Source organism: Blastococcus sp. PRF04-17 (assembly GCF_023016265.1).
GTDB lineage: Bacteria > Actinomycetota > Actinomycetes > Mycobacteriales > Geodermatophilaceae > Blastococcus_B.
The window spans coordinates 3,676,346-3,694,819 of sequence record NZ_CP095412.1; the positions used below are offsets into that span (position 1 = coordinate 3,676,346).

Genomic DNA, 18,474 nt, shown 5'->3' on the forward strand with positions numbered 1-18,474 from the left:
CCAGGGTGTCCTCCACCACAGCGCCACCCGTTCGGGCCGGTCAGCGCGCAGCCGTCGGATCGGCGACTTTGTTCCTGCGTTCACAAGCGGCTACCGTGGCGGACGCGGGTGGTCGTCGCCCGCGTCATTCTGTCCCGCGCCCTGACCGCTCCCGGGCGCGATCGCTGTGGAGAGCCCGTGATCCAGCCGCGGCCCCGGACCATCCCGGAGGCCACCGTCGCACGTCTGGCGGTCTACCTCCGGGTGCTGACCGCGCTGACCGAGGGTGGTCGGAGCACGGTCTCATCCGGTGAGCTGGCGGCTGCGGCCGGGGTCAACCCCGCCGGACTGCGCAAGGACCTGTCCCACCTGGGGCCCTGCGGCGTCCGCGGCGTGGGCTACGAGGTCCGCACCCTGCGCGACCGGATCTCCGCCGTCCTCGGTGTCGAGCGGTCCCGCGCGTGCGTGCTGGTCGGGATCGGCAACCTGGGTTCCGCCCTGGCCGACTACGCCGGCTTCGGCTCCCGCGGCTTCGAGTTCGTCGGGCTCTTCGACGCCTCGCCCGACCGCATCGGCCGGCGCATCGGCGGCCAGACCGTGCGGCCGATCGCCGAGCTCGAGGACGTCGTCGCGGCGACGCAGGCCTCCATCGGCGTCATCACGACACCGGCCGACGTCGCGCAGGCAGTCTGCGACCGCCTGGCCGCGGCCGGGGTGAGGAGCATCCTGAACTTCGCGCCGGTGACGCTCGTCGCGCCCGCCGGGATCGACGTCCGCAAGGTCGACCTCTCGGTGGAGCTGCAGGTGCTGGCGTTCATGGGCCAGCAGCGGCTGGTGGGTGAGCCGGCATGAGTCTGCTCGCCGTGGGCGTGTCCCACCAGACCGCGCCGGTGGCGCTGCTCGAGCAGTTCGCCATGGGGCCCGACGACAGGGTCAAGGCGCTGCACGAGCTCGTGCGCAGCGACCACGTCAGCGAGGCGCTGGTACTCGCCACGTGCAACCGGATCGAGGTCTTCGCCGAGGTCGAGAAGTTCCACGGCGGCGTCGCCGACGTGAGCCGCGTGCTCGCCCGCCAGGCCGGGGCGACCGTCGAGGAGCTCTCGCCGTTCGTCACCGTGCACTACGAGGACCAGGCCGTCGCCCACCTGTTCACCGTTGCGGCGGGGCTCGACTCGATGGTCGTCGGCGAGACCCAGGTGCTCGGCCAGCTGCGCGCCGCCTACGCCCTCGCCCGTCAGGAGGGCACGGTCGGCCGGGCGCTGCACCCGGTCGCCCAGCGCGCTCTGCGCGTGGGCAAGCGCGTGCACACCGAGACCGGCATCGACCGCGCCGGCGCCTCGCTGGTGTCGGTCGCCCTCGACCACGCCGAGCAGCGCATCGGCGGCCTGGCCGGCCGCCCGGTCCTCGTCGTCGGCGCCGGCTCGATGGGTGCCCTGGCGGCCACCACGCTGGCCCGCCGGGGCGCCGGCGTCGTGGTCAGCAGCCGCACCGAAGAGCACGCCGCGCGGTTGGCCGACACCGTCGCCGGCCGGGCCGCGCCCCTCGCCGACCTGGGCGCCGAGCTCGCCGCCGCCGACGTGCTGGTCGCCTGCACCGGCGCCACCGGCCTGGTGGTGGGCACCGAGGTCGTGGCGGCCGCGATGCGGGGTCGCGGCGCCCGCCCGCTGGTGGTCGTCGACCTCGCGCTCCCCCGGGACGTCGATCCCCGCGTGGCCGCTCTCCCCGGCGTGCACGTGGTCGACCTGGCCCTGCTGCAGAGCGAGCGCGGCGGGCCGACCGCCGCGCCCGTGGCGGCCGACGACGTCGCCGCCGCGCACGCGCTGGTCGAGACCGAGACCGCGCTGCTGCGTGCCGAGCGCCAGGCCGCCGAGGTGGCGCCGACCGTCTCGGCGCTGCGCAGCCAGGCCGCCGAGGTGGTCGACGCCGAACTGCTGCGGCTGGCCGGGCGGCTGCCCGACCTCGACGCGCGCGCCCGGGCCGAGATCGCCCGCACCGTCGGTCGGGTCGTGGACAAGCTGCTGCACGAGCCGACGGTCCGGGTGAAGGAGCTCGCCGCGACGTCCGGCGAGACCGACTACGCCCGGGCCCTGCGTGCCCTGTTCGGCCTCGGCATCGACGCCCGCGTCGACACCGGCGCCCTGGCCGACGCGGTCGCCGTCGATCCCGAGCTGCACACGGGGGATAACTCGTGACCGCGGACCTCGGCACCGTCACGTCGGTCCTCCGGCTCGGCACCCGCGCCAGCCTGCTCGCGCGAACCCAGTCGCAGGCGGTCGCCGACGCGCTGACGAGCGCGACCGGCGCCCCGGTGGAGCTGGTGCCCATCGTCACCGAGGGGGACCGCTCCGCCGCGGCGATCACCCAGCTCGGGGGCACGGGCGTGTTCGTGGCGGCCCTGCGCGAGGCACTGCTCGCCGGTGAGGTCGACCTCGCGGTGCACAGCTACAAGGATCTGCCGACCGCGCCGGCGCCCGGGCTGAGCCTGGCCGCCGTCCCGGGTCGGGAGGACCCGCGCGACGCCCTCGTGGCCCGGGACGGGCTCACCCTCGGTGAGCTGCCGGCCGGGTCGAAGGTCGGCACCGGTGCGCCGCGGCGGGTCGCCCAGCTGCGCGCCCTCGGCCTGGGGCTGGAGATCGTGCCGATCCGCGGCAACGTGGACACGCGCCTCGGTCGCGTCCTCGGCCCGGCTGCCGATCTCGACGCCGTCGTCCTGGCCCGCGCCGGGCTGTCCCGCCTGGGCCGGCTCGACGTCATCACCGAGACGCTCGACCCGTTGCAGGTACTGCCGGCTCCGGCGCAGGGCGCACTCGCCGTCGAGTGCCGGACCAGCGATTCCCGCACCCGGGAGCTCGTCGGCCGACTCGAGGACCCGCTCGTCCGGGCCTGCGTCGTCGCGGAGCGCACCACTCTCGCCACGCTCGAGGCCGGCTGCAGCGCACCGGTCGCCGCCTACGCCGAGGTCGCCGAGGGCGAGCACGGGCCCGAACTGTTCCTCCGGGCGTCGGTGACCGCGATCGACGGCACCGACGCCGTCCGCGGCTCGGCGACCGGGCCGCTGGCCGCGGCCGCGGCCCTGGGCCGCGGCCTCGCGGCCGAGTTGCTCGACCGCGGCGCGGCCGCACTGATGGCGGTCGCGCCGTGACCGCCCCCACACCCCAGACCCCAACACAAGCCCGAACCGATCGGGCCAGGATCAGGAGCACGCGATGACGCGCAACCGCGCGACCGCCGCCGGCCGAGTCGTCTTCGTCGGCGCAGGGCCGGGCGACCCCGGCATGCTCACCGCCCGGGCCACCGACGCCCTGGCGCAGGCAGCACTCGTCCTCGTCGACCCCGACGTCTCGCCCGCCGTCCAGGCGGCCGTCCGCGACGCCCACCCGGCGCTCGAGCTCGAGACGGCGATCGGGGAGCCGGCCGAGGTGGCCAAGGCCGCCGTCGCCGCCGCCAAGACCGGCGCTGTCGTCGTGCGGCTGGTCGCCGGCGACCCGTACACCTCCGACGGGGCGGTGAAGGAGGCGCTCGCCGTCGGGCGCACCTCCGTGCCCTTCGACGTCGTCCCCGGCGTGGCCACCGCCACGGCGGTGCCCGCCTATGCAGGCGTGGCGCTGGGCAGCACCGCGGTCACCGCCGACCTGCGCAGCGGGGTGGACCTGACCGCGCTCACCGGTGCCGTGTCGGCCGGCGGCACCCTGGCGCTGCAGGGCAGCGCCGAGGAGCTGCCCGAGGCGGCGCTGCGCCTGATCGAGGGGGGCTGCCCGGCAGCACGCCCGTCGTGGTCACCACCGGGGGCTCCGGGACGGCGCAGAAGAGCGTCGTCGCCAAGCTCGTCACCGTGGCGGAGAAGACCGCCGGGCTGGACCCGTTCACCGGCCCGGTGGTCGCGACCGTCGGCGCGGCCGTCGACAAGCGCGCCCGGCTGTCGTGGTGGGAGAGCCGGCCACTGTTCGGGTGGCGGGTGCTGGTGCCGCGCACCAAGGACCAGGCCGGCGAGATGAGCGATCGGCTGCGTGGGTATGGCGCCGTGCCGGTCGAGGTGCCGACCATCGCCGTCGAGCCGCCCCGCAGCCCCGCCCAGATGGACCGCGCGATCAAGGGACTGGTCACCGGCCGCTATGGCTGGATCGTGTTCACCTCGGTCAACGCGGTGAAGGCGGTGCGCGAGAAGTTCGCCGAGCTGGGCCTCGACGCGCGGGCGTTCGCCGGCGTCAAGGTGGCCTGCGTGGGCGAGTCCACCGCGGACGCGGTGCGTGCCTTCGGCATCCAGCCGGAGCTGGTGCCGACCGGCGAGCAGTCGAGCCAGGGCCTGCTGGCCGACTTCCCGCCCTACGACGACGTGTTCGACCCGATCAACCGGGTGCTGCTCCCGCGCGCCGACATCGCGACCGAGACGCTGGCGGCCGGTCTGGTCGAGCGCGGCTGGGAGATCGACGACGTCACCGCCTACCGGACCGTCCGGGCCGCTCCGCCGGCCGCGTCGGTGCGCGAGGCGATCAAGGGCGGCGGCTTCGACGCGGTGTGCTTCACCTCGTCGAGCACGGTGCGCAACCTGGTCGGCATCGCGGGCAAGCCGCACGCGAAGACCGTCGTCGCGGTGATCGGCCCGGCCACCGCAGCCAGCGCCCAGGAGTTCGGCCTGCGCGTCGACGTGCAGCCCGAGACTGCCGCCGTCGGGCCGCTGGTCGACGCCCTGGCCGAGTTCGCGGCGGCGCGCCGGGCCGAGGAGGAAGGCGCCGCCACGTGAGCGCCGGCTCCTCGCCGTACCCGTTCGCTCGGGGGCGCCGACTGCGGTCGACGCCCGCGCTGCGTCGCCTGACCGCCCAGACCCGGCTGTCCCCGGCGGACTTCGTGCTGCCGGTGTTCGTCAAGCAGGGCATCGCCGACCCGGTCGCGATCTCGTCGATGCCCGGCGTGGTCCAGCACACGCTCGACTCGCTGCGCAAGGCCGCGCAGGAGGCCGCCGAGGCCGGCGTCGGCGGGCTGATGCTGTTCGGCATACCGGGCGACAAGGACCCGGTGGGCTCGCAGGCCGACGCGGCCGACGGGATCGTCAACGTCGCGCTGCAGCAGCTGCGGGCGGACCTCGGCGACGAGCTCGTGCTCATGGCCGACCTCTGCCTCTGCGAGTACACCGACCACGGCCACTGCGGCGTGATCACCCCCGCCGGAGTTGTCGACAACGACCCCACCCTCGACCGGTACGCCGCCGTGGCCGTCGCGCAGGCCCAGGCCGGCGCCCACGTCATCGCCCCCAGCGGGATGATGGACGGCCAGGTCGCGGCGATCCGCCGGGCCCTCGACGGCGCGGCGTACACCGAGACGCCGGTCCTGGCCTATGCGGCCAAGTACGCCTCGGGCTTCTACGGGCCGTTCCGCGAGGCGGCCGAGGGAGCGCCGCAGTTCGGCGACCGGTCGACCTACCAGATGGACCCGCCCAACGCCGACGAGGCGTTGCGCGAGGTGGCGCAGGACCTCGCGGAGGGCGCCGACGCCGTCATGGTGAAGCCGGCCCTGCCCTACCTCGACATCGTGGCCCGCGTCGCCGACGCGGTGCAGGTGCCCGTGGCGGCCTACCAGGTGAGCGGGGAGTACGCGATGGTCGAGGCGGCCGCCGCCAACGGCTGGGTCGACCGCGAGCGGGCGATCCTCGAGACGTTGACCGCCATCCGGCGGGCCGGTGCCGGCACGGTGCTGACGTACTGGGCCGTCGAAGCGGCACGCCTGCTGCGTTGACCTCCTACGTCGAGCCGGGCGGCTCGTGGCGGACCTTCTCCTGGGTCGCCGGTGCCCTCGTCGGCTTCGTCGTCCTCGACCTGGTCCTGCCAGGAGGCGACCTGCCGCCGGTCCTGTGGGTGCTGGCCGTCGCCGGGGTCCTCGGCGTCGTGGGGCTGGCCACGCTGTCGGCGCGCCGGATCTGGACCGTGCGGGTGGACTCCGACGCGCTGTCGGTCGGCCGGGAGCGCGTGCGGCTGTCGGACGTCGACATCGGCCACCTGCGGGCAGTCGACTCCGGCGTCGACGCCGGCGCGCCGGTCCTCGGTGGCGGCTGGTCGCTGCCGAAGGGGCGGACCGGCCTGCCGTTGAAGCTGGACGACGGCCGCACGGTCCTCGTGCCGACGCGCAACCCGGCCGCGCTCTACGAGGCGCTGATGGTGCGCCTCGGCCAGACCCCCGACACCGCTCCGGGAGCAGAAGGGACACTGGGGGCGTGACCTCGCTGGACAGCACCGCCTACACCTACGAGGCCCCGGTCTCGGCCGACCTCTTCGACCGCGGCCAGCGGATCATCCCGGGTGGGGTGAACAGCCCGGTCCGCGCGTTCCGGGCGGTCGGCGGCACCCCGCGGTTCATGGCCGAGGGATCCGGCGCGTACCTCACCGACGCCGACGGACGCCGTTACGTCGACCTGGTCGCCTCGTGGGGACCGCTGATCCTCGGGCACGCGCATCCGGCCGTCGTCGAGGCCGTCATCGCCGCCGCGCGCCGCGGCACCTCGTTCGGCGCGCCCACCGAGGGCGAGCTCGAGCTGGCCGAGGAGATCCGCGCCCGGGTGGCTCCGGTCGAGCGGGTCCGCCTGGTCAACTCCGGCACCGAGGCGGTGCTGTCGGCGGTCCGGCTCGCCCGCGGCGCCACCGGGCGGCCGCTCGTGGTCAAGTTCGCCGGCAACTACCACGGCCACGTCGACGCGCTGCTGGCCTCGGCCGGCTCGGGGGTGGCAACTCTCGGGCTCCCCGACACCCCGGGGGTCACGACCGGCGCAGCCGCGGACACGGTCGTGCTCCCCTACAACGACGTCGCGGCCGTGGAGGCGGTCTTCGCCGAGCGCGGCAGCCAGATCGCGTGCGTGATCAGCGAGGCGGCGGCCGGCAACATGGGCGTCGTCCCACCGCTGGACGGGTTCAACGGCCACCTGCGGCGGATCACCGCCGCCCACGGCGCGCTGCTAGTGCTCGACGAGGTCATGACCGGCTTCCGGGTCTCCCGCTCCGGCTGGTACGGCCTCGACCCGGTGGACGCCGACCTGTTCACCTTCGGCAAGGTCATGGGTGGTGGCCTGCCCGCCGCCGCGTTCGGTGGGCGCGCGGACCTGATGGACCAGCTGGCCCCGCTCGGGCCGGTCTACCAGGCGGGCACGTTGTCGGGGAACCCGGTGGCGGTCGCCGCGGGGCTCGCCACGCTGCGCAACTGCACCGACGAGGTCTACGCGCACTGCGACGAGGTCGCCGCCGTGCTGCGGGGCGCGGCGAGTGCGGCCCTGTTCGCCGCGGGCGTGCCGCACCGCGTCCAGCAGGCCGGCAGCATGTTCTCGATCTTCTTCGTGCCGGACGAGCGGCAGGTGCGCGACTACGACGACGCGAGGACCCAGGACGTCGCCCGGTACACCGCCTTCTTCCACGCGCTGCTCGCCCGTGGCGTGTACCTGCCGCCGTCGGCTTTCGAGGCGTGGTTCGTCCACGCGGCCCTGACCGGTGACGCCCTCGACCATGTCCTGGCCGCCCTGCCCGCCGCTGCCCGGGCGGCCGCGGAGGTCGCGCCGTGAGCGAGCGGACGGTGGTCCACCTGCTGCGGCACGGGGAGGTGCACAACCCCGCGAAGGTCCTCTACGGCCGGCTGCCCGGCTACCGGCTGTCCGCGGCCGGCGAGGGCATGGCCGCCACGGCGGCGAAGTGGTTCTCCGGCAAGGACGTCACCCACCTCGTCTCCAGCCCCCTGGAGCGGGCGCAGCAGACGGCCGCGCCCATTGCCGAGTCGCTGGCCCTGCCGGTGCAGATCGACGAGCGGCTGATCGAGGCCGGCAACGCCTTCGAGGGTCTGCGGGTGGGTGTCGGCGACGGCGCCCTGCGGGTGCCCCGGCACTGGTGGAAGCTGCGCAACCCGTTCCGGCCGTCGTGGGGGGAGCCCTACGTCGAGATCGCCGCACGCATGCTCGCCGCCGTCGAGGCCGCGCGGGACGCCGCCCGCGGCCACGAGGCGGTGCTGGTCAGCCACCAGCTGCCGATCTGGACCGTGCGCCTGCACGTCGAGGGCCGCCGGTACGCCCACGACCCGCGCCGTCGGCAGTGCGGCCTGGCCAGCGTGACGTCCCTGACCTACGACGGGGACCGGTTCGCGAGCCTGTCGTACGCAGAGCCGGCGGGTGCCACGGATCCCGACGCGGTGCCCGGGGCATGAGGCGGACCCTCCTCGCGCTGGGCACGCTCGCCGCGCTGACCGCGTGCTCGACCGGGTCGGACCAGGTCGCGGTGAACAACGGAGGCGAGTTCCGGTTCGTCGAGGCGACCCCGTCCGGCGAGGTCATCCCCGTGGACGAGCGGGCCGCCGCACCCCAGTTCGCCGGCACGCTGCTCGACGGCAGCGACTTCGAGTCCTCCGAGCTCGGCGGCGACGTCGCCGTCCTCAACTTCTGGGGCAGCTGGTGCGGGCCCTGCAGGGTGGAGACGCCCGAGTTCCAGGAGGTCTACGCCGACGTCCGCCAGGACGGCGTGCAGTTCCTGGGGCTCAACGTCAAGGAGAGCAGCGAGCAGTTCGCCCTGGCGTTCGTGGACCGCTTCGGCATCGAGTTCCCCTCCCTCTACGACCCGCGGGGAGAGGTGGCGCTGGCGTTCCGGGACTACCCGGCGACGGCGATCCCGTCCACGATCGTCCTGGACCCGCAGGGACGCGTCGCCGCGGTGTACACCGGAACGGTCTCGCAGGAGGACCTGCGCGGCGTGATCGACCTCGTGCTCGAGGAGGGCTGAGCAGTGGGTGAGACCTTCGCGGGTCTGGTCGCCGACGGCCCCCTGCTCGTGGCCGCCGGGGTCGCCGCGCTGGTCGGGTTCATCAGCTTCGCCTCACCGTGCGTCCTGCCGCTGGTGCCCGGCTACCTGTCCTACGTCACGGGGCTGGTCGGCACCGGCGCCGCGGCCACCACCGCCGCCACGCCCGCCCAGGGGCCGGGGAGCACGGCGACCGCGGTCCGGACCGACGTCGTCCCCCGTGCCCGCATGGTGCTCGGTGCCCTGCTGTTCGTGCTGGGCTTCACCGCGGTCTTCGTCGCGTTCGGCGCGGCCTTCGGCGGGCTGGGCCGGCTGATGCTGGAGCACCAGGACCTGCTCAACCGGATCTTCGGCGTCGTCACGGTCCTCGTCGGACTGGGTTTCCTCGGCTGGCTGCCCTTCCTCCAGCGCACCAAGCGGATCGACGCCCGGCCTGCCGCCGGGCTCGCCGGCGCGCCTCTGCTGGGCGTCGTCTTCGGCCTGGGCTGGACGCCGTGCCTCGGGCCGACGCTGTCGGCGGTCTACTCGCTGGCTTTCTCGGAGGCGACGGCGACCCGCGGGGCGCTGCTGGGCGTCGCCTACTGCCTCGGGCTCGGCGTCCCGTTCGTCCTCGTGGCGCTGGGAGCCCGGTGGGCGATGAGCGCCACCACGTTCCTCCGCCGGCACGCCCGCACGGTGACCCGCGTCGGCGGCGCGGTCCTGGTGCTGGTGGGCCTCATGCTGCTCACCGGGGCCTGGACCGAGCTCATGCAGTGGCTGCGCTCCTGGCTCGCGGCCAGCGGCTTCGCGGAGACCTCGCTGTGACCGAGCGTGCGAGGTCACACATCGGCAGAGCGACTGGCACGGCACCGACGAGCGCCAGCGAGGAGGAGCTGTGACGGTGACCGCCCCGCCGCGCCCGCCGGCCGCGCCGCCCCCGCCCGCGCGCCCGTCCTTCGGCCGCCGGTTCACGGGGCGGCTGCTGCACTGGTGGCGGCGGCTCACGGCGATGCGCACCGCGATCGTGCTGCTGTTCCTGCTCGCGCTCGCCGCCGTGCCTGGCTCGTTGCTGCCCCAGCGGTCGCTGTCGCAGAACAACGTGCGCCAGTACTTCGCCGACCACCCGACGCTGGCCCCGGTGCTGGACCGGCTGTACCTGTTCGACGTCTTCAGCTCGCCCTGGTTCGCGGCGGTCTACCTGCTGCTGTTCGTCTCGCTGATCGGCTGCGTCCTGCCGCGCGCCCTCGAGCACGCCCGCAGCCTGCGGGCGGCGCCTCCGCCGGCTCCCCGCAACCTGCTGCGCCTCCCGGACTCGGACCGGCTCACCACGCCGCTGCCCGCGGCACGGGCGCTGGACGCGGTGGAGGAGGAGCTGCGGGTCCGCCGGTTCCGCGTCGTCCGCCGGCAGGGCAGTGCCCATTCCGCCGGGACCGGCGGCGACCTGTCGGCGGAGAAGGGCTACCTCAAGGAGACCGGCAACCTGCTCTTCCACCTGTCGCTGGTGGCCCTGCTGCTGGGACTGGCCGGCGGCAAGCTCTGGGGGTACGAGGGCAGCATCCTGGTCACCGAGGGTCAGGGTTTCTGCAACTCGTTCCAGCAGTACGACACCTACTCGGCCGGGCCGTTGGTCGACAGCGGCGATCTCAGCCCGCTCTGCGTCGACCTCGAGGACTTCCGGGCCGAGTACGAGGAGAACCTGACCGCGGCGTCGTTCACGGCCGACATCCGCTTCGGCGCCCCCGGTCAGGACGGCCGGCCCACCACCATCGGGATCAACGAGCCGCTCCGGGTGGACGGCGACCGCGTCTACCTGACGGGGCACGGGTTCAGCCCCACGTTCAGCGTCACCCGGCCGGACGGCACGGCGCTCACCGACGTCTCCGTGCCCTTCCTGCCCGCGGACCAGGCGACCATGGCCAGCCAGGGCGCGCTCAAGATCCCCGACCTCGGCGGCGGCGACGACCAGCTGGCCCTCGAGGGGTTCTTCGCCCCCACCGGGTTGGTGCAGGGCGGGATCCTCACCTCGGTCGATCCCCGTCCGTTGGAGCCCCGGGTCGCGGTGGTGGCCTACGAGGGCTACCTCGGCCTCGACTCCGGCATCCCGCAGTCGGTCTACTCGCTGGACGCCACCCAGATCGACCGGGGGCGGCTGGTCGAGGTCGGCGCGGGCAACCTGGCGCTCGGCGAGTCGCTCACCCTTCCCGACGGGACGACGGTGACGTTCACCGGCTTCCGCGAGTTCGCGGCGCTGCAGTACTCGCACGACCCGGGGCAGGGCTGGGTGCTGGCCAGCTCCATCGCCCTGCTCGCCGGCCTGCTCGGCATGCTCCTGCTGCGCCGGGAGCGGGTGTTCGCCCGGGCGGAGGCCGCGCCGGGCGGCGGCGGTACCGTGCTGACACTCGCCTCGCTCACCAGGGGCAGCGGCGAGAACGCGCCCCGGTTCGCCGCCCTGACCGACGACCTGGCCGGACAGCTGGACGAAGCGCTCACCGAGCGTGCCCGAGGACCCGAACCGGAGGACTCCCCGCGTGACTCCTGACTCGCTCGCCGCGCTGTCGGACAACTTGTTCTCGATCACCGTGGCGCTGTACTCGGTCGCGGTCGTGGCGTTCTGCGCCCAGCTCGCCTTCGGGCGACGCCCGGCGCGGGAGCTGGTGGGCGCCGGCGCACCGGTCGAGCCCGCGCCACCGGTCGAGGACAGCCGCGGCCGCCGCTGGGGCGCGCTGGCCATGGGCCTGACCGTGCTGGGTGCGCTGACCCACGCCGGCGTCCTCGTCGCCCGCGGACTGGCGACCGAGCGCCTGCCCCTCGGCAACATGTACGAGTTCTCGACCGCCGTCGTGCTGGTCGCCGTGCTCGTCTACGTGGTCTTCGCGCTGCGCGCCCCCACGCTCCGCCACCTGGGGCTGTTCGTGCTCGCCCCGGTCGTGCTCTCGCTCGTCCTGATCGGGCTCTTCCTCTACGCCGAGGCCGGCCCGCTGGTCGCGGCGCTGCGGTCGTACTGGCTGGCGATCCACGTCAGCACCGCCGTCATCGGGTTCGGCATCTTCTTCGTCAGCGGCGTCGCCAGCGCCCTGTACCTGGTGCGGGTGCGGCACGACGAGCGCGTCGCCACGGGTGAGGCATCGGCCGGACTGATCTCGCGGCTGCCCGGCGCGACCGCCATCGACCGGGTCGCGCACCGCAGCGCGGTGTTCGGGTTCCCGATCTGGACCTTCGCCGTGATCGCCGGCGCGATCTGGGCCGAGGCCGCGTGGGGCCGCTTCTGGGGCTGGGATCCCAAGGAGACGTGGGCCTTCATCGCGTGGGTCGTCTACGCGGCCTACCTGCACGCCCGGACGACGGCCGGCTGGCGGGGGAAGCCCGCCGCCTGGGTCAACGTCGTCGGTCTCGGCGTGATGATCTTCAACCTGACGTTCGTCAACATGGTCTCGACGGGCCTGCACAGTTACGCGGGAGTGGGCTGATCGGTCACTCTGCGTGACCGGCTGCCGGGGGCGCTCGCGCGCCATCCGGTCGACGGATGTCGTACCTGCGTGCTTCGATCCCGGGCATGACCCACCGCACCGTCGCACCCTCCGGATCTCACCGTGGGTAAGCACGCGGCGCCGGACGGCGCGTCCGCGCACCCGCTCGTGGTCGCCGCGCTGGCCTCCCGATCCGGCGAGGGCGCGCACTCCCACGACGGGCGGAGCCAGGGCAGCCCCGGAGGGGGCAGCGAGGTCGGCTGGCCCGCGCCACCGGCGCCCGGCGGAGGCGGACTCGGCTGGCCCGCGGACGCCGACGCGGACGCTGGAGACGCCGGCACGGAGGAGCCCGGGCCACCGGCGACCGTCGTGCGCCGCGGCTGGCGCCGGCTGTTCGGGGCGAGCCGGGTCGCCTGAGAGAGGACCCGGTCCCCGTCACCACTCGCACGCTCGCGGCGAGCCTCCGGACAGGGCCGGAGAGGCGAACTGGAACAGAGGACTACGCGGGGGAGCCGTCGTCCCGTCGGGTGCGGCGGTCGAGCTCGCGCAGGAACTCCGGGTCGTCGTCGGGGGCGACCGGGCGGGTCGGTCGTTGCGGGCGCGGCCGGCGGACCTGTCGGGGCGCGCGGACGCTGCCACCAGAGCTACCCGGTCCGGCCGCCGCCCGCATGACGAGCACGACGACCACCACCGCGACCACGAGCACCACCAGTAGGACCACGGTTCCACCCCCTCGTCGACGTCCAGCGTACGTCGGTGCGGATACTTCGTGCCGGGTCACGCGCACCGGGCATGCCGGTCGGGGGCCGAGCGGGAGGGGACGGAGCCATCGACGCCGTGGACCGGCAGCTCATCGACCTGCTGCGCGCCAACGGGCGGGCCAGTTACGCGGAGCTGGCCCGCCAGGTCGGGCTCTCGTCCCCCGCCGTGCACGAGCGCGTGGGCAAACTGGAGGCAGCCGGGGTCATCACCGGCTACCGGGCGATCGTGGACCCGTCCTCGATCGGGCTCGACGTGACGGCCCTGGTCAGCGTCATCGAGAGCGACGCCGTGGACGACACGGGCATCGAGGAGGGCCTGCGCGCCCTGTCGGCGGTCGAGGACTGCTGGCGGGTGGCGGGCAGCGAGGGATACGTGCTGAAGGTCCGCGTGACCGACATCCCGGCACTGGAGGCCACCATCAGCGCGTTGAACCGGATCAGGGGTGTCGCGCGCACCCGCACCACAGTGGTGCTGTCGACGAAGTGGGAGGGCCGTCATGGCTGAGGAGAAGTCGGCCGGCGGAGCGACCCCGGCATCACCGACCGGGGGCCCGGCGAGGCCGCCCAGGATCGCGCCGTGGCTGGTGATCTACACGATCGGACGGTTCGCGATCGCCGCCGCCCTCGTGCTCCTGCTCTGGCAGATCGGCCTGGCCGGCACGCCCGGGCTGCTCTTCGGCGTACTGCTCTCCATGCCCGTGTCCTACGTCCTGCTGCGTCCCTCGCGCGACCGGCTGACCGAGGCGATGGCGGCGCGGAGCGTCGCGCGCAGGAACGCCAAGGAGGAGCTCCGGGCCCGGCTGAGCGGCACGGAGCAGTCCGGATAGCCCCGGACAGCCGGCTCAGCCGCTGAGCGCCAGCCCGGCGCCGAGCAGGACGCCGGTCGCCAGGGTCACCAGGCCGGTGCCCTGCAGCGCGGCGACGAGCGCGGGGCCGCGTCCTCCGGAGAGCACCGCGCGGGCCGGTGGCACCGCCAGCGGGGCGGCGAGGAGGCCGAGCAGGCTCCAGGGGCGGGCGACGCCGACGCCGGCGACGACGGCGAACGCGACGGCGAAGAGGGCGACGAACAGCACACGGGTCGCGCGGTCGCCGAGCAGGACCGCCAGCGTCCGCTTGCCCACGTCGGCGTCGCCGGCGAGGTCGCGGAGGTTGTTGACCACCAGGATGGCCACGATGAGCAGCCCGACCGGGACGGCGACGGCGAACGCCAGCCCGGGCAGCGTGCCGGTCTGGACGAACGTCGTCCCGGCGACCGCCACCAGGCCGAAGAAGACGAACACGAACACCTCGCCGAGGGCGCGGTAGCCGTAGGGCAGCGGACCGCCGGTGTAGGTCCACGCGGCCGCGATGCAGACCGCGCCCACCGCGATCAACCACCAGCTGGACAGGGCCGCGAGCACGAGGCCGGCCACCGCGGCAACGGCGAAGGACAGGACCGCCGCCAGCAGCACCTGACCGGGCGGTGCCGCGCCGGAGCCGACCAGCCGCATCGGGCCCACCCGGTCGGCGTCGGTACCGCGGCGGCCGTCGGAGTAGTCGTTGGCGTAGTTGACCGCCACCTGCAGGGCCAGCGCGACCACCAGCGCCAGCAACGCCGGGACGAGCCGGAAGCCGTCGAGCGCCACGGCGGCGCCGGTGCCGACGAGGACCGGCGCCAGCGCGGCGGGCAGCGTGCGGGGCCGGGCGCCGGCCACCCACTGCCCCGGGGTCGCCATCAGCGCAGCACCTCCCGGGCCACCGCGCGCCGGTCCGGCTTGCCGCTGTGCAGCAGCGGAACGGCGGGGACGACGTGCAGCTCCCGGGGTGCGGCCGCCGCGCCGAGCCGCTCGGCGACCCAGGCCCGGAGCGCGGGCAGCGCGGGCTCGACGCCGGCCCGCGGCACGACGGCGGCCACGACCCGCTGACCCCACTCCTCGTCCGGCCGGCCGAACACCACGACGTCGGCGACCTCCGGGTGCTCCCGCAACGCCGCCTCCACCGCCTGCGGCGCGACGTTCACGCCGCCGCTGACGACCACGTCGTCGAGGCGTCCGTGCACGGTCAGCCGGCCGTCGCCGTCGAGCGTGCCGGCGTCGCGGGTGGCGAACCAGCCGCCCCGGAACGCCGCCTCGGTGGCAGCGGGGTCCAGCCGGTAGCCGAGGGCGAGCACCGGCCCGGCCAGCTCGATCCCGCCGGGCTCGGGGCCGTCGGCCACCCGCACCCGCACGCCGTCCAGCGGCAGGCCGTCGTAGACGCAGCCCCCGGCCGTCTCGGTCATGCCGTAGGTCGTCACCACCGCCACGCCCGCCTCGCGGGCGCGGGCGAGCAGCACCGGGTCGGTCGCGGCGCCCCCGACCAGGACGGCGTCGAACGCCCGCAGGGCGGCCGGCTCCGCGTCGAGGTGGCGGCGCAGCTGCGTGGGGACCAGCGCGGTGTACCGGCGGCCGGCGGGCAACCGGCCGACCGCGGCCGCCAGCGGCTCGCCGTCCCCCAGCACGGTCGCGGGCCGCCCGGCGAGGACGCTGCGGCAGATCACCTGCAGCCCGGCGATCGCCGACACCGGCAGGGCCAGCAACCAGCTGCCCGGGCCGCCGAGCCGGTCCAGGGTCGCCGCGGCCGACGCCTGCAGGGCAGCGGCGGGCAGCAGCACACCGCGACCGCCTCCGGTCGATCCGGAGGTCACCACGACGACGTCGGCCCCGGACTCCAGCGGCACCTGCGGACGCAGCACCTCGCGCGCGGCCCCGACCACCGCCGGCGGTCCCGACGGGAGGACCGCGAGGGGCGCCGTGCCGGCCAGCGCGGCCCGGACCGCGCCCTCGGTCACCTCCCGCGCCGGGAGGACGGTGAGGCGCCTGGTCACGACGGGCAAGCCTACGACCCTGCCCCCGTACGCTGATCGACGTGATCACCGCCGTGTACCGGGTGCCGCTGCGCACCCGGTTCCGCGGCGTCGACGTCCGGGACGGCGTACTGGTCCAGGGGCCGGCGGGGTGGGGTGAGTTCTCGCCGTTCTGGGACTACGACGTGGCGGAGAGCCGGCGCTGGTGGGCGGCGGCGGTGGAGGCGGCGACCGAGGGATGGCCCGAGCCCGCGCGCGCGGCGGTGCCGGTGAACGTGACGGTGCCGGCCGTGGACGCGGACCGGGCGCACGCGATCGTCGCGGCCTCGGGCTGCCGCACGGCCAAGGTGAAGGTCGCCGAGCCGGGTCAGTCGCCGGCCGACGACCGCGCGCGCCTCGAGGCAGTCCGCGACGCCCTGGGCGCCGACGGGGCGATCCGGGTCGACGCCAACGCGGCCTGGGACGTCGACACCGCGGTCGCCCGCATCCGCGACCTGGACGCGGTGGGCCTGGAGTACGTCGAGCAGCCGTGCGCCACGCTCGGGGAGCTGGCCGCCCTGCGCCGCCGGACCGACGTCCGGATCGCCGCGGACGAGGTGGTGCGGCGCTCGGCCGATCCGCGGCGGGTCGACCTGCGGGAGGCCTGCGACGTCGTCGTCCTCAAGGTGCAGCCGCTCGGTGGGGTGCGGGCGGCGCTCGAGGTGGCCGAGGCGCACGGCCTGCCGTGCGTCGTCTCCTCGGCGCTGGAGAGCTCGGTCGGCATCGCGGCGGGGGTCGCGCTGGCCGCTGCGCTGCCGGAACTGCCGTTCGCCTGCGGTCTGGCCACGGTCGCGCTGTTCACCGACGACGTCACGACCGAGCCGCTGCTGCCGGTGGGTGGCGAGCTGCCCGTGCGCCGGGTCGAGCCCGACCGGCTGGACGCCGTCGCGGCCGACACCGCCACCGCCGCCCGGTGGCGCACCCGGCTCGACGCGGTGCGCGCATGAACCCCTCGACCGCGTTCGCCCGGGTGCTGGTGGACGAGCTGCTGCGCGGCGGCGTCACCGACGCCGTGCTCGCGCCGGGCTCGCGGTCCGCTCCGGTCGCGCTCGCCCTCGCCGGCGCCGAGCGGAACGGCCGGCTGCGGCTGCACGTCCGGATCGACGAGCGGACGGCGGCGTTCCTCGCCCTCGGACTGGCCAAGGCGTCGGGGCGACCGGTCCCGGTGCTGACCACGTCGGGGACGGCGGCGGCGCACCTGCACGCGGCGGTGCTCGAGGCCGACGCGAGCGGGGTGCCGCTGCTCGCGCTGACCGCCGACCGGCCGCCCGAGCTGCGGGCCACCGGCGCCAACCAGACCATCGAGCAGGCCGGCCTCTACGGCGGTGCCGTCCGGTGGGCCGCCGACGTCGGCGTGCCCGAGGCGGCACGGGACGCGGCGCAGAACCGGTACTGGCGCTCGCTGGTGGCCAGGGCGCTGATCACCGCGCGCGGCGATACGTCTGCAGACCCCGGGCCGGTGCACCTCAACCTGGCGTTCCGCGAGCCGCTGCTGCCCGATGACGAGGACACCGGGCAGCTGGACGTCTTCTGGACGGGGCGGCCCGACGGCGCGCCGTGGACGGCGGCCCAGGCGTGGTCGCCCGCCACCGCCGGCTCCCCGCCCTGGCGCCGGCGGACGCTCGTCGTCATCGGAGACGGTCCTCCGTCCTGGGGGCGGGTCGCCGCCGACGTCGCCGCCGGCAACGGCTGGCCGGTCGTCGCCGAACCGTCCAGCGGTGGGTGGTCCGGCCTCCGAGCCGGTGCCCTGCTGCTCGACGCGCCGGAGTGGCTGGAGGAGCACCGTCCGGACCAGGTCGTCGTCGTCGGCCGGCCGACGCTGTCCCGGCCGGTGTCGCGCCTGCTCGCCGATGACCGGATCGAGGTGATCACGACGACGACCACCCCCGCTGGGCGGATGCGACCCGGTCGAGCGCCACGGTGGGCCTCGACGTCGCCGCCGGGCCCGGTGAGGCGGGCACCCTCGACGGTGCCTGGGCGACGGAGTGGGCAGCCGCCGCCGAGCGGGTGGGAGGCGCGGTGGACGCCGTCCTCGACGGTGCCCCTGGCCTGTCGGCGGCACGGCTCGCGCGGGACGTCGTCGCGGCCCTGCCGGCGGGGGTCCTGCTCGTGCTGGGGTCCTCGACGCCCGTGCGCGACGTCGACCGGCTCGCCGTGCCGCGGGCAGACCTGACCGTGCTCGCCAACCGCGGTGTGGCCGGCATCGACGGCACGATCTCCACCGCCGTCGGGGCGGCGCTGGCGCACGCGGGACCGGCCTTCGCGCTGATGGGCGACCTCACCTTCCTGCACGACCTCACCGGGCTGCTGCTGGGGAGGGGGAGCCGCTGCCGGACCTCACCGTGGTGGTCCCGGACAACGACGGGGGCGGGATCTTCGCGCAGCTCGAGCCGGGGCAGGACCGGCACGCGCGCGACTACCGGCGGGTGTTCGGCACGCCGCACGGCCGGGACCTCGTGACCGTGGCCCGGTCGATGGGGTGGGCGGCCGGAGCGGTGGGTTCGGCCGGCGAGCTGCCGGGCGTCCTGGCCCTGGGCGGGCCGCGCGTGGTCGTCGTCCGCACCGACCAGCGGGCCGAGGCGGGCCTCGCGCGGGAGCTGCGGGCCGCCGCGCGGAGCGCACTTCCCGCCTGACCGGCGGCTTCCCGGCTCCACGTCTTGCGCTTCTCGTGC

Annotated in this window: 22 protein-coding genes; 19 read left to right on the forward strand and 3 right to left on the reverse strand. The window is 75.4% G+C overall.

Annotated elements, in window-relative coordinates; genetic code table 11:
* Nucleotides 1-177: 177 nt before the first annotated feature.
* The 14 genes from MVA48_RS18630 to MVA48_RS18695 all read left to right on the forward strand — a co-directional run bounded on the left by MVA48_RS18630 (nucleotide 178) and on the right by MVA48_RS18695 (nucleotide 12,598).
* Nucleotides 178-831, forward strand: a complete 654-nt coding sequence (locus tag MVA48_RS18630; protein WP_246982398.1) for a redox-sensing transcriptional repressor Rex — start codon at nucleotides 178-180, stop codon at nucleotides 829-831.
* Nucleotides 828-2,171 carry a glutamyl-tRNA reductase gene (locus MVA48_RS18635; RefSeq protein ID WP_246982399.1) on the forward strand — a complete coding sequence of 448 codons (1,344 nt, stop codon included), beginning with the start codon at nucleotides 828-830 and terminating at the stop codon, nucleotides 2,169-2,171. Before MVA48_RS18630 ends, MVA48_RS18635 begins: the two co-directional genes overlap by 4 nt.
* On the forward strand, nucleotides 2,168-3,121 hold the full coding sequence (gene hemC / locus MVA48_RS18640; RefSeq protein WP_246982400.1) for a hydroxymethylbilane synthase: 954 nt from the start codon (nucleotides 2,168-2,170) through the stop codon (nucleotides 3,119-3,121). The genes MVA48_RS18635 and hemC overlap by 4 nt, the downstream gene beginning before the upstream one ends.
* Nucleotides 3,122-3,185: 64 nt before the next feature.
* A complete protein-coding gene (locus tag MVA48_RS18645) occupies nucleotides 3,186-3,974 on the forward strand; it encodes an SAM-dependent methyltransferase (RefSeq protein WP_246982401.1) in 789 nt (262 codons plus the stop codon).
* The gene (locus MVA48_RS18650) at nucleotides 3,971-4,720 is read left to right on the forward strand and encodes a uroporphyrinogen-III synthase (protein WP_246989292.1); all 750 of its coding nucleotides are present in this window, start codon (nucleotides 3,971-3,973) and stop codon (nucleotides 4,718-4,720) included. Before MVA48_RS18645 ends, MVA48_RS18650 begins: the two co-directional genes overlap by 4 nt.
* On the forward strand, nucleotides 4,717-5,709 hold the full coding sequence (gene hemB / locus MVA48_RS18655; RefSeq protein WP_246982402.1) for a porphobilinogen synthase: 993 nt from the start codon (nucleotides 4,717-4,719) through the stop codon (nucleotides 5,707-5,709). The genes MVA48_RS18650 and hemB overlap by 4 nt, the downstream gene beginning before the upstream one ends.
* A complete protein-coding gene (locus MVA48_RS18660) occupies nucleotides 5,706-6,188 on the forward strand; it encodes a hypothetical protein (RefSeq protein WP_246982403.1) in 483 nt (160 codons plus the stop codon). The genes hemB and MVA48_RS18660 overlap by 4 nt, the downstream gene beginning before the upstream one ends.
* A complete protein-coding gene (gene hemL, locus MVA48_RS18665) occupies nucleotides 6,185-7,516 on the forward strand; it encodes a glutamate-1-semialdehyde 2,1-aminomutase (RefSeq protein WP_246982404.1) in 1,332 nt (443 codons plus the stop codon). Before MVA48_RS18660 ends, hemL begins: the two co-directional genes overlap by 4 nt.
* Complete coding sequence (locus MVA48_RS18670; RefSeq protein ID WP_246982405.1) at nucleotides 7,513-8,148, forward strand: histidine phosphatase family protein; 636 nt, start codon at nucleotides 7,513-7,515, stop codon at nucleotides 8,146-8,148. Before hemL ends, MVA48_RS18670 begins: the two co-directional genes overlap by 4 nt.
* Nucleotides 8,145-8,717: a TlpA family protein disulfide reductase gene (locus MVA48_RS18675; RefSeq protein ID WP_246982406.1), complete on the forward strand. Its 573-nt coding sequence runs from the start codon at nucleotides 8,145-8,147 to the stop codon at nucleotides 8,715-8,717. The genes MVA48_RS18670 and MVA48_RS18675 overlap by 4 nt, the downstream gene beginning before the upstream one ends.
* A gap of 3 nt (nucleotides 8,718-8,720) precedes the next feature.
* Entirely contained in the window at nucleotides 8,721-9,539 is an 819-nt protein-coding gene (locus MVA48_RS18680; RefSeq protein WP_246982408.1) for a cytochrome c biogenesis CcdA family protein, read from the forward strand.
* 76 nt (nucleotides 9,540-9,615) lie between these two features.
* Nucleotides 9,616-11,253: a cytochrome c biogenesis protein ResB gene (gene resB, locus MVA48_RS18685; protein WP_246982410.1), complete on the forward strand. Its 1,638-nt coding sequence runs from the start codon at nucleotides 9,616-9,618 to the stop codon at nucleotides 11,251-11,253.
* Nucleotides 11,243-12,181, forward strand: coding sequence for a c-type cytochrome biogenesis protein CcsB (gene ccsB / locus MVA48_RS18690; protein ID WP_246982412.1), 939 nt, complete (start codon nucleotides 11,243-11,245; stop codon nucleotides 12,179-12,181). The genes resB and ccsB overlap by 11 nt, the downstream gene beginning before the upstream one ends.
* 123 nt (nucleotides 12,182-12,304) lie before the next feature.
* Nucleotides 12,305-12,598 (forward strand): hypothetical protein, encoded by a 294-nt coding sequence (locus tag MVA48_RS18695; RefSeq protein ID WP_246982414.1) that lies wholly within the window; start codon nucleotides 12,305-12,307, stop codon nucleotides 12,596-12,598.
* 82 nt (nucleotides 12,599-12,680) lie between these two features.
* Here MVA48_RS18695 and MVA48_RS18700 read toward each other — a convergent pair whose 3' ends face one another.
* Nucleotides 12,681-12,902, reverse strand: coding sequence for a hypothetical protein (locus MVA48_RS18700; RefSeq protein ID WP_246982416.1), 222 nt, complete (start codon nucleotides 12,900-12,902; stop codon nucleotides 12,681-12,683).
* Nucleotides 12,903-13,018: 116 nt separating this feature from the next.
* On the opposite strand from MVA48_RS18700, the gene MVA48_RS18705 reads away from it, so the two are divergent.
* Together MVA48_RS18705 and MVA48_RS18710 are read left to right on the forward strand one after the other, a co-directional pair.
* The gene (locus MVA48_RS18705; protein ID WP_246982418.1) at nucleotides 13,019-13,447 is read left to right on the forward strand and encodes an Lrp/AsnC family transcriptional regulator; all 429 of its coding nucleotides are present in this window, start codon (nucleotides 13,019-13,021) and stop codon (nucleotides 13,445-13,447) included.
* Nucleotides 13,440-13,769, forward strand: a complete 330-nt coding sequence (locus MVA48_RS18710) for a DUF4229 domain-containing protein (RefSeq protein ID WP_246982420.1) — start codon at nucleotides 13,440-13,442, stop codon at nucleotides 13,767-13,769. The genes MVA48_RS18705 and MVA48_RS18710 overlap by 8 nt, the downstream gene beginning before the upstream one ends.
* A 15-nt stretch (nucleotides 13,770-13,784) precedes the next feature.
* Here the strand turns inward: MVA48_RS18710 and MVA48_RS18715 are convergent, their stop codons facing one another.
* Together MVA48_RS18715 and menE are read right to left on the reverse strand one after the other, a co-directional pair.
* Nucleotides 13,785-14,657, reverse strand: coding sequence for a 1,4-dihydroxy-2-naphthoate polyprenyltransferase (locus MVA48_RS18715; protein WP_246982422.1), 873 nt, complete (start codon nucleotides 14,655-14,657; stop codon nucleotides 13,785-13,787).
* Nucleotides 14,657-15,784, reverse strand: a complete 1,128-nt coding sequence (gene menE / locus MVA48_RS18720) for an o-succinylbenzoate--CoA ligase (protein WP_246982424.1) — start codon at nucleotides 15,782-15,784, stop codon at nucleotides 14,657-14,659. The genes MVA48_RS18715 and menE overlap by 1 nt, the downstream gene beginning before the upstream one ends.
* A gap of 41 nt (nucleotides 15,785-15,825) precedes the next feature.
* On the opposite strand from menE, the gene MVA48_RS18725 reads away from it, so the two are divergent.
* The 3 genes from MVA48_RS18725 (at nucleotide 15,826) to MVA48_RS18735 (ending at nucleotide 18,435) form a co-directional block, all read left to right on the forward strand.
* Nucleotides 15,826-16,749 carry an o-succinylbenzoate synthase gene (locus tag MVA48_RS18725; RefSeq protein ID WP_246982426.1) on the forward strand — a complete coding sequence of 308 codons (924 nt, stop codon included), beginning with the start codon at nucleotides 15,826-15,828 and terminating at the stop codon, nucleotides 16,747-16,749.
* Nucleotides 16,746-17,975 carry a 2-succinyl-5-enolpyruvyl-6-hydroxy-3-cyclohexene-1-carboxylic-acid synthase gene (gene menD, locus MVA48_RS18730; protein ID WP_246982428.1) on the forward strand — a complete coding sequence of 410 codons (1,230 nt, stop codon included), beginning with the start codon at nucleotides 16,746-16,748 and terminating at the stop codon, nucleotides 17,973-17,975. Before MVA48_RS18725 ends, menD begins: the two co-directional genes overlap by 4 nt.
* Before the next feature lie 169 nt (nucleotides 17,976-18,144).
* Nucleotides 18,145-18,435, forward strand: coding sequence for a hypothetical protein (locus tag MVA48_RS18735; RefSeq protein ID WP_246982430.1), 291 nt, complete (start codon nucleotides 18,145-18,147; stop codon nucleotides 18,433-18,435).
* The last annotated feature ends 39 nt before the right edge of the window (nucleotides 18,436-18,474 follow it).

What these genes read in the sequence shown, in the direction of transcription:
- MVA48_RS18635 (WP_246982399.1), top strand. Translation starts at nt 828, where the DNA reads ATGAGTCTGCTCGCCGTGGGCGTGTCCCACCAGACCGCGCCGGTGGCG.
- MVA48_RS18645 (WP_246982401.1), top strand. Translation starts at nt 3,186, where the DNA reads ATGACGCGCAACCGCGCGACCGCCGCCGGCCGAGTCGTCTTCGTCGGC.
- MVA48_RS18650 (WP_246989292.1), top strand. Translation starts at nt 3,971, where the DNA reads ATGAGCGATCGGCTGCGTGGGTATGGCGCCGTGCCGGTCGAGGTGCCG.
- MVA48_RS18675 (WP_246982406.1), top strand. Translation starts at nt 8,145, where the DNA reads ATGAGGCGGACCCTCCTCGCGCTGGGCACGCTCGCCGCGCTGACCGCG.
- MVA48_RS18710 (WP_246982420.1), top strand. Translation starts at nt 13,440, where the DNA reads ATGGCTGAGGAGAAGTCGGCCGGCGGAGCGACCCCGGCATCACCGACC.
- MVA48_RS18715 (WP_246982422.1), bottom strand. Translation starts at nt 14,657, where the DNA reads ATGGCGACCCCGGGGCAGTGGGTGGCCGGCGCCCGGCCCCGCACGCTG.
- menD (WP_246982428.1), top strand. Translation starts at nt 16,746, where the DNA reads ATGAACCCCTCGACCGCGTTCGCCCGGGTGCTGGTGGACGAGCTGCTG.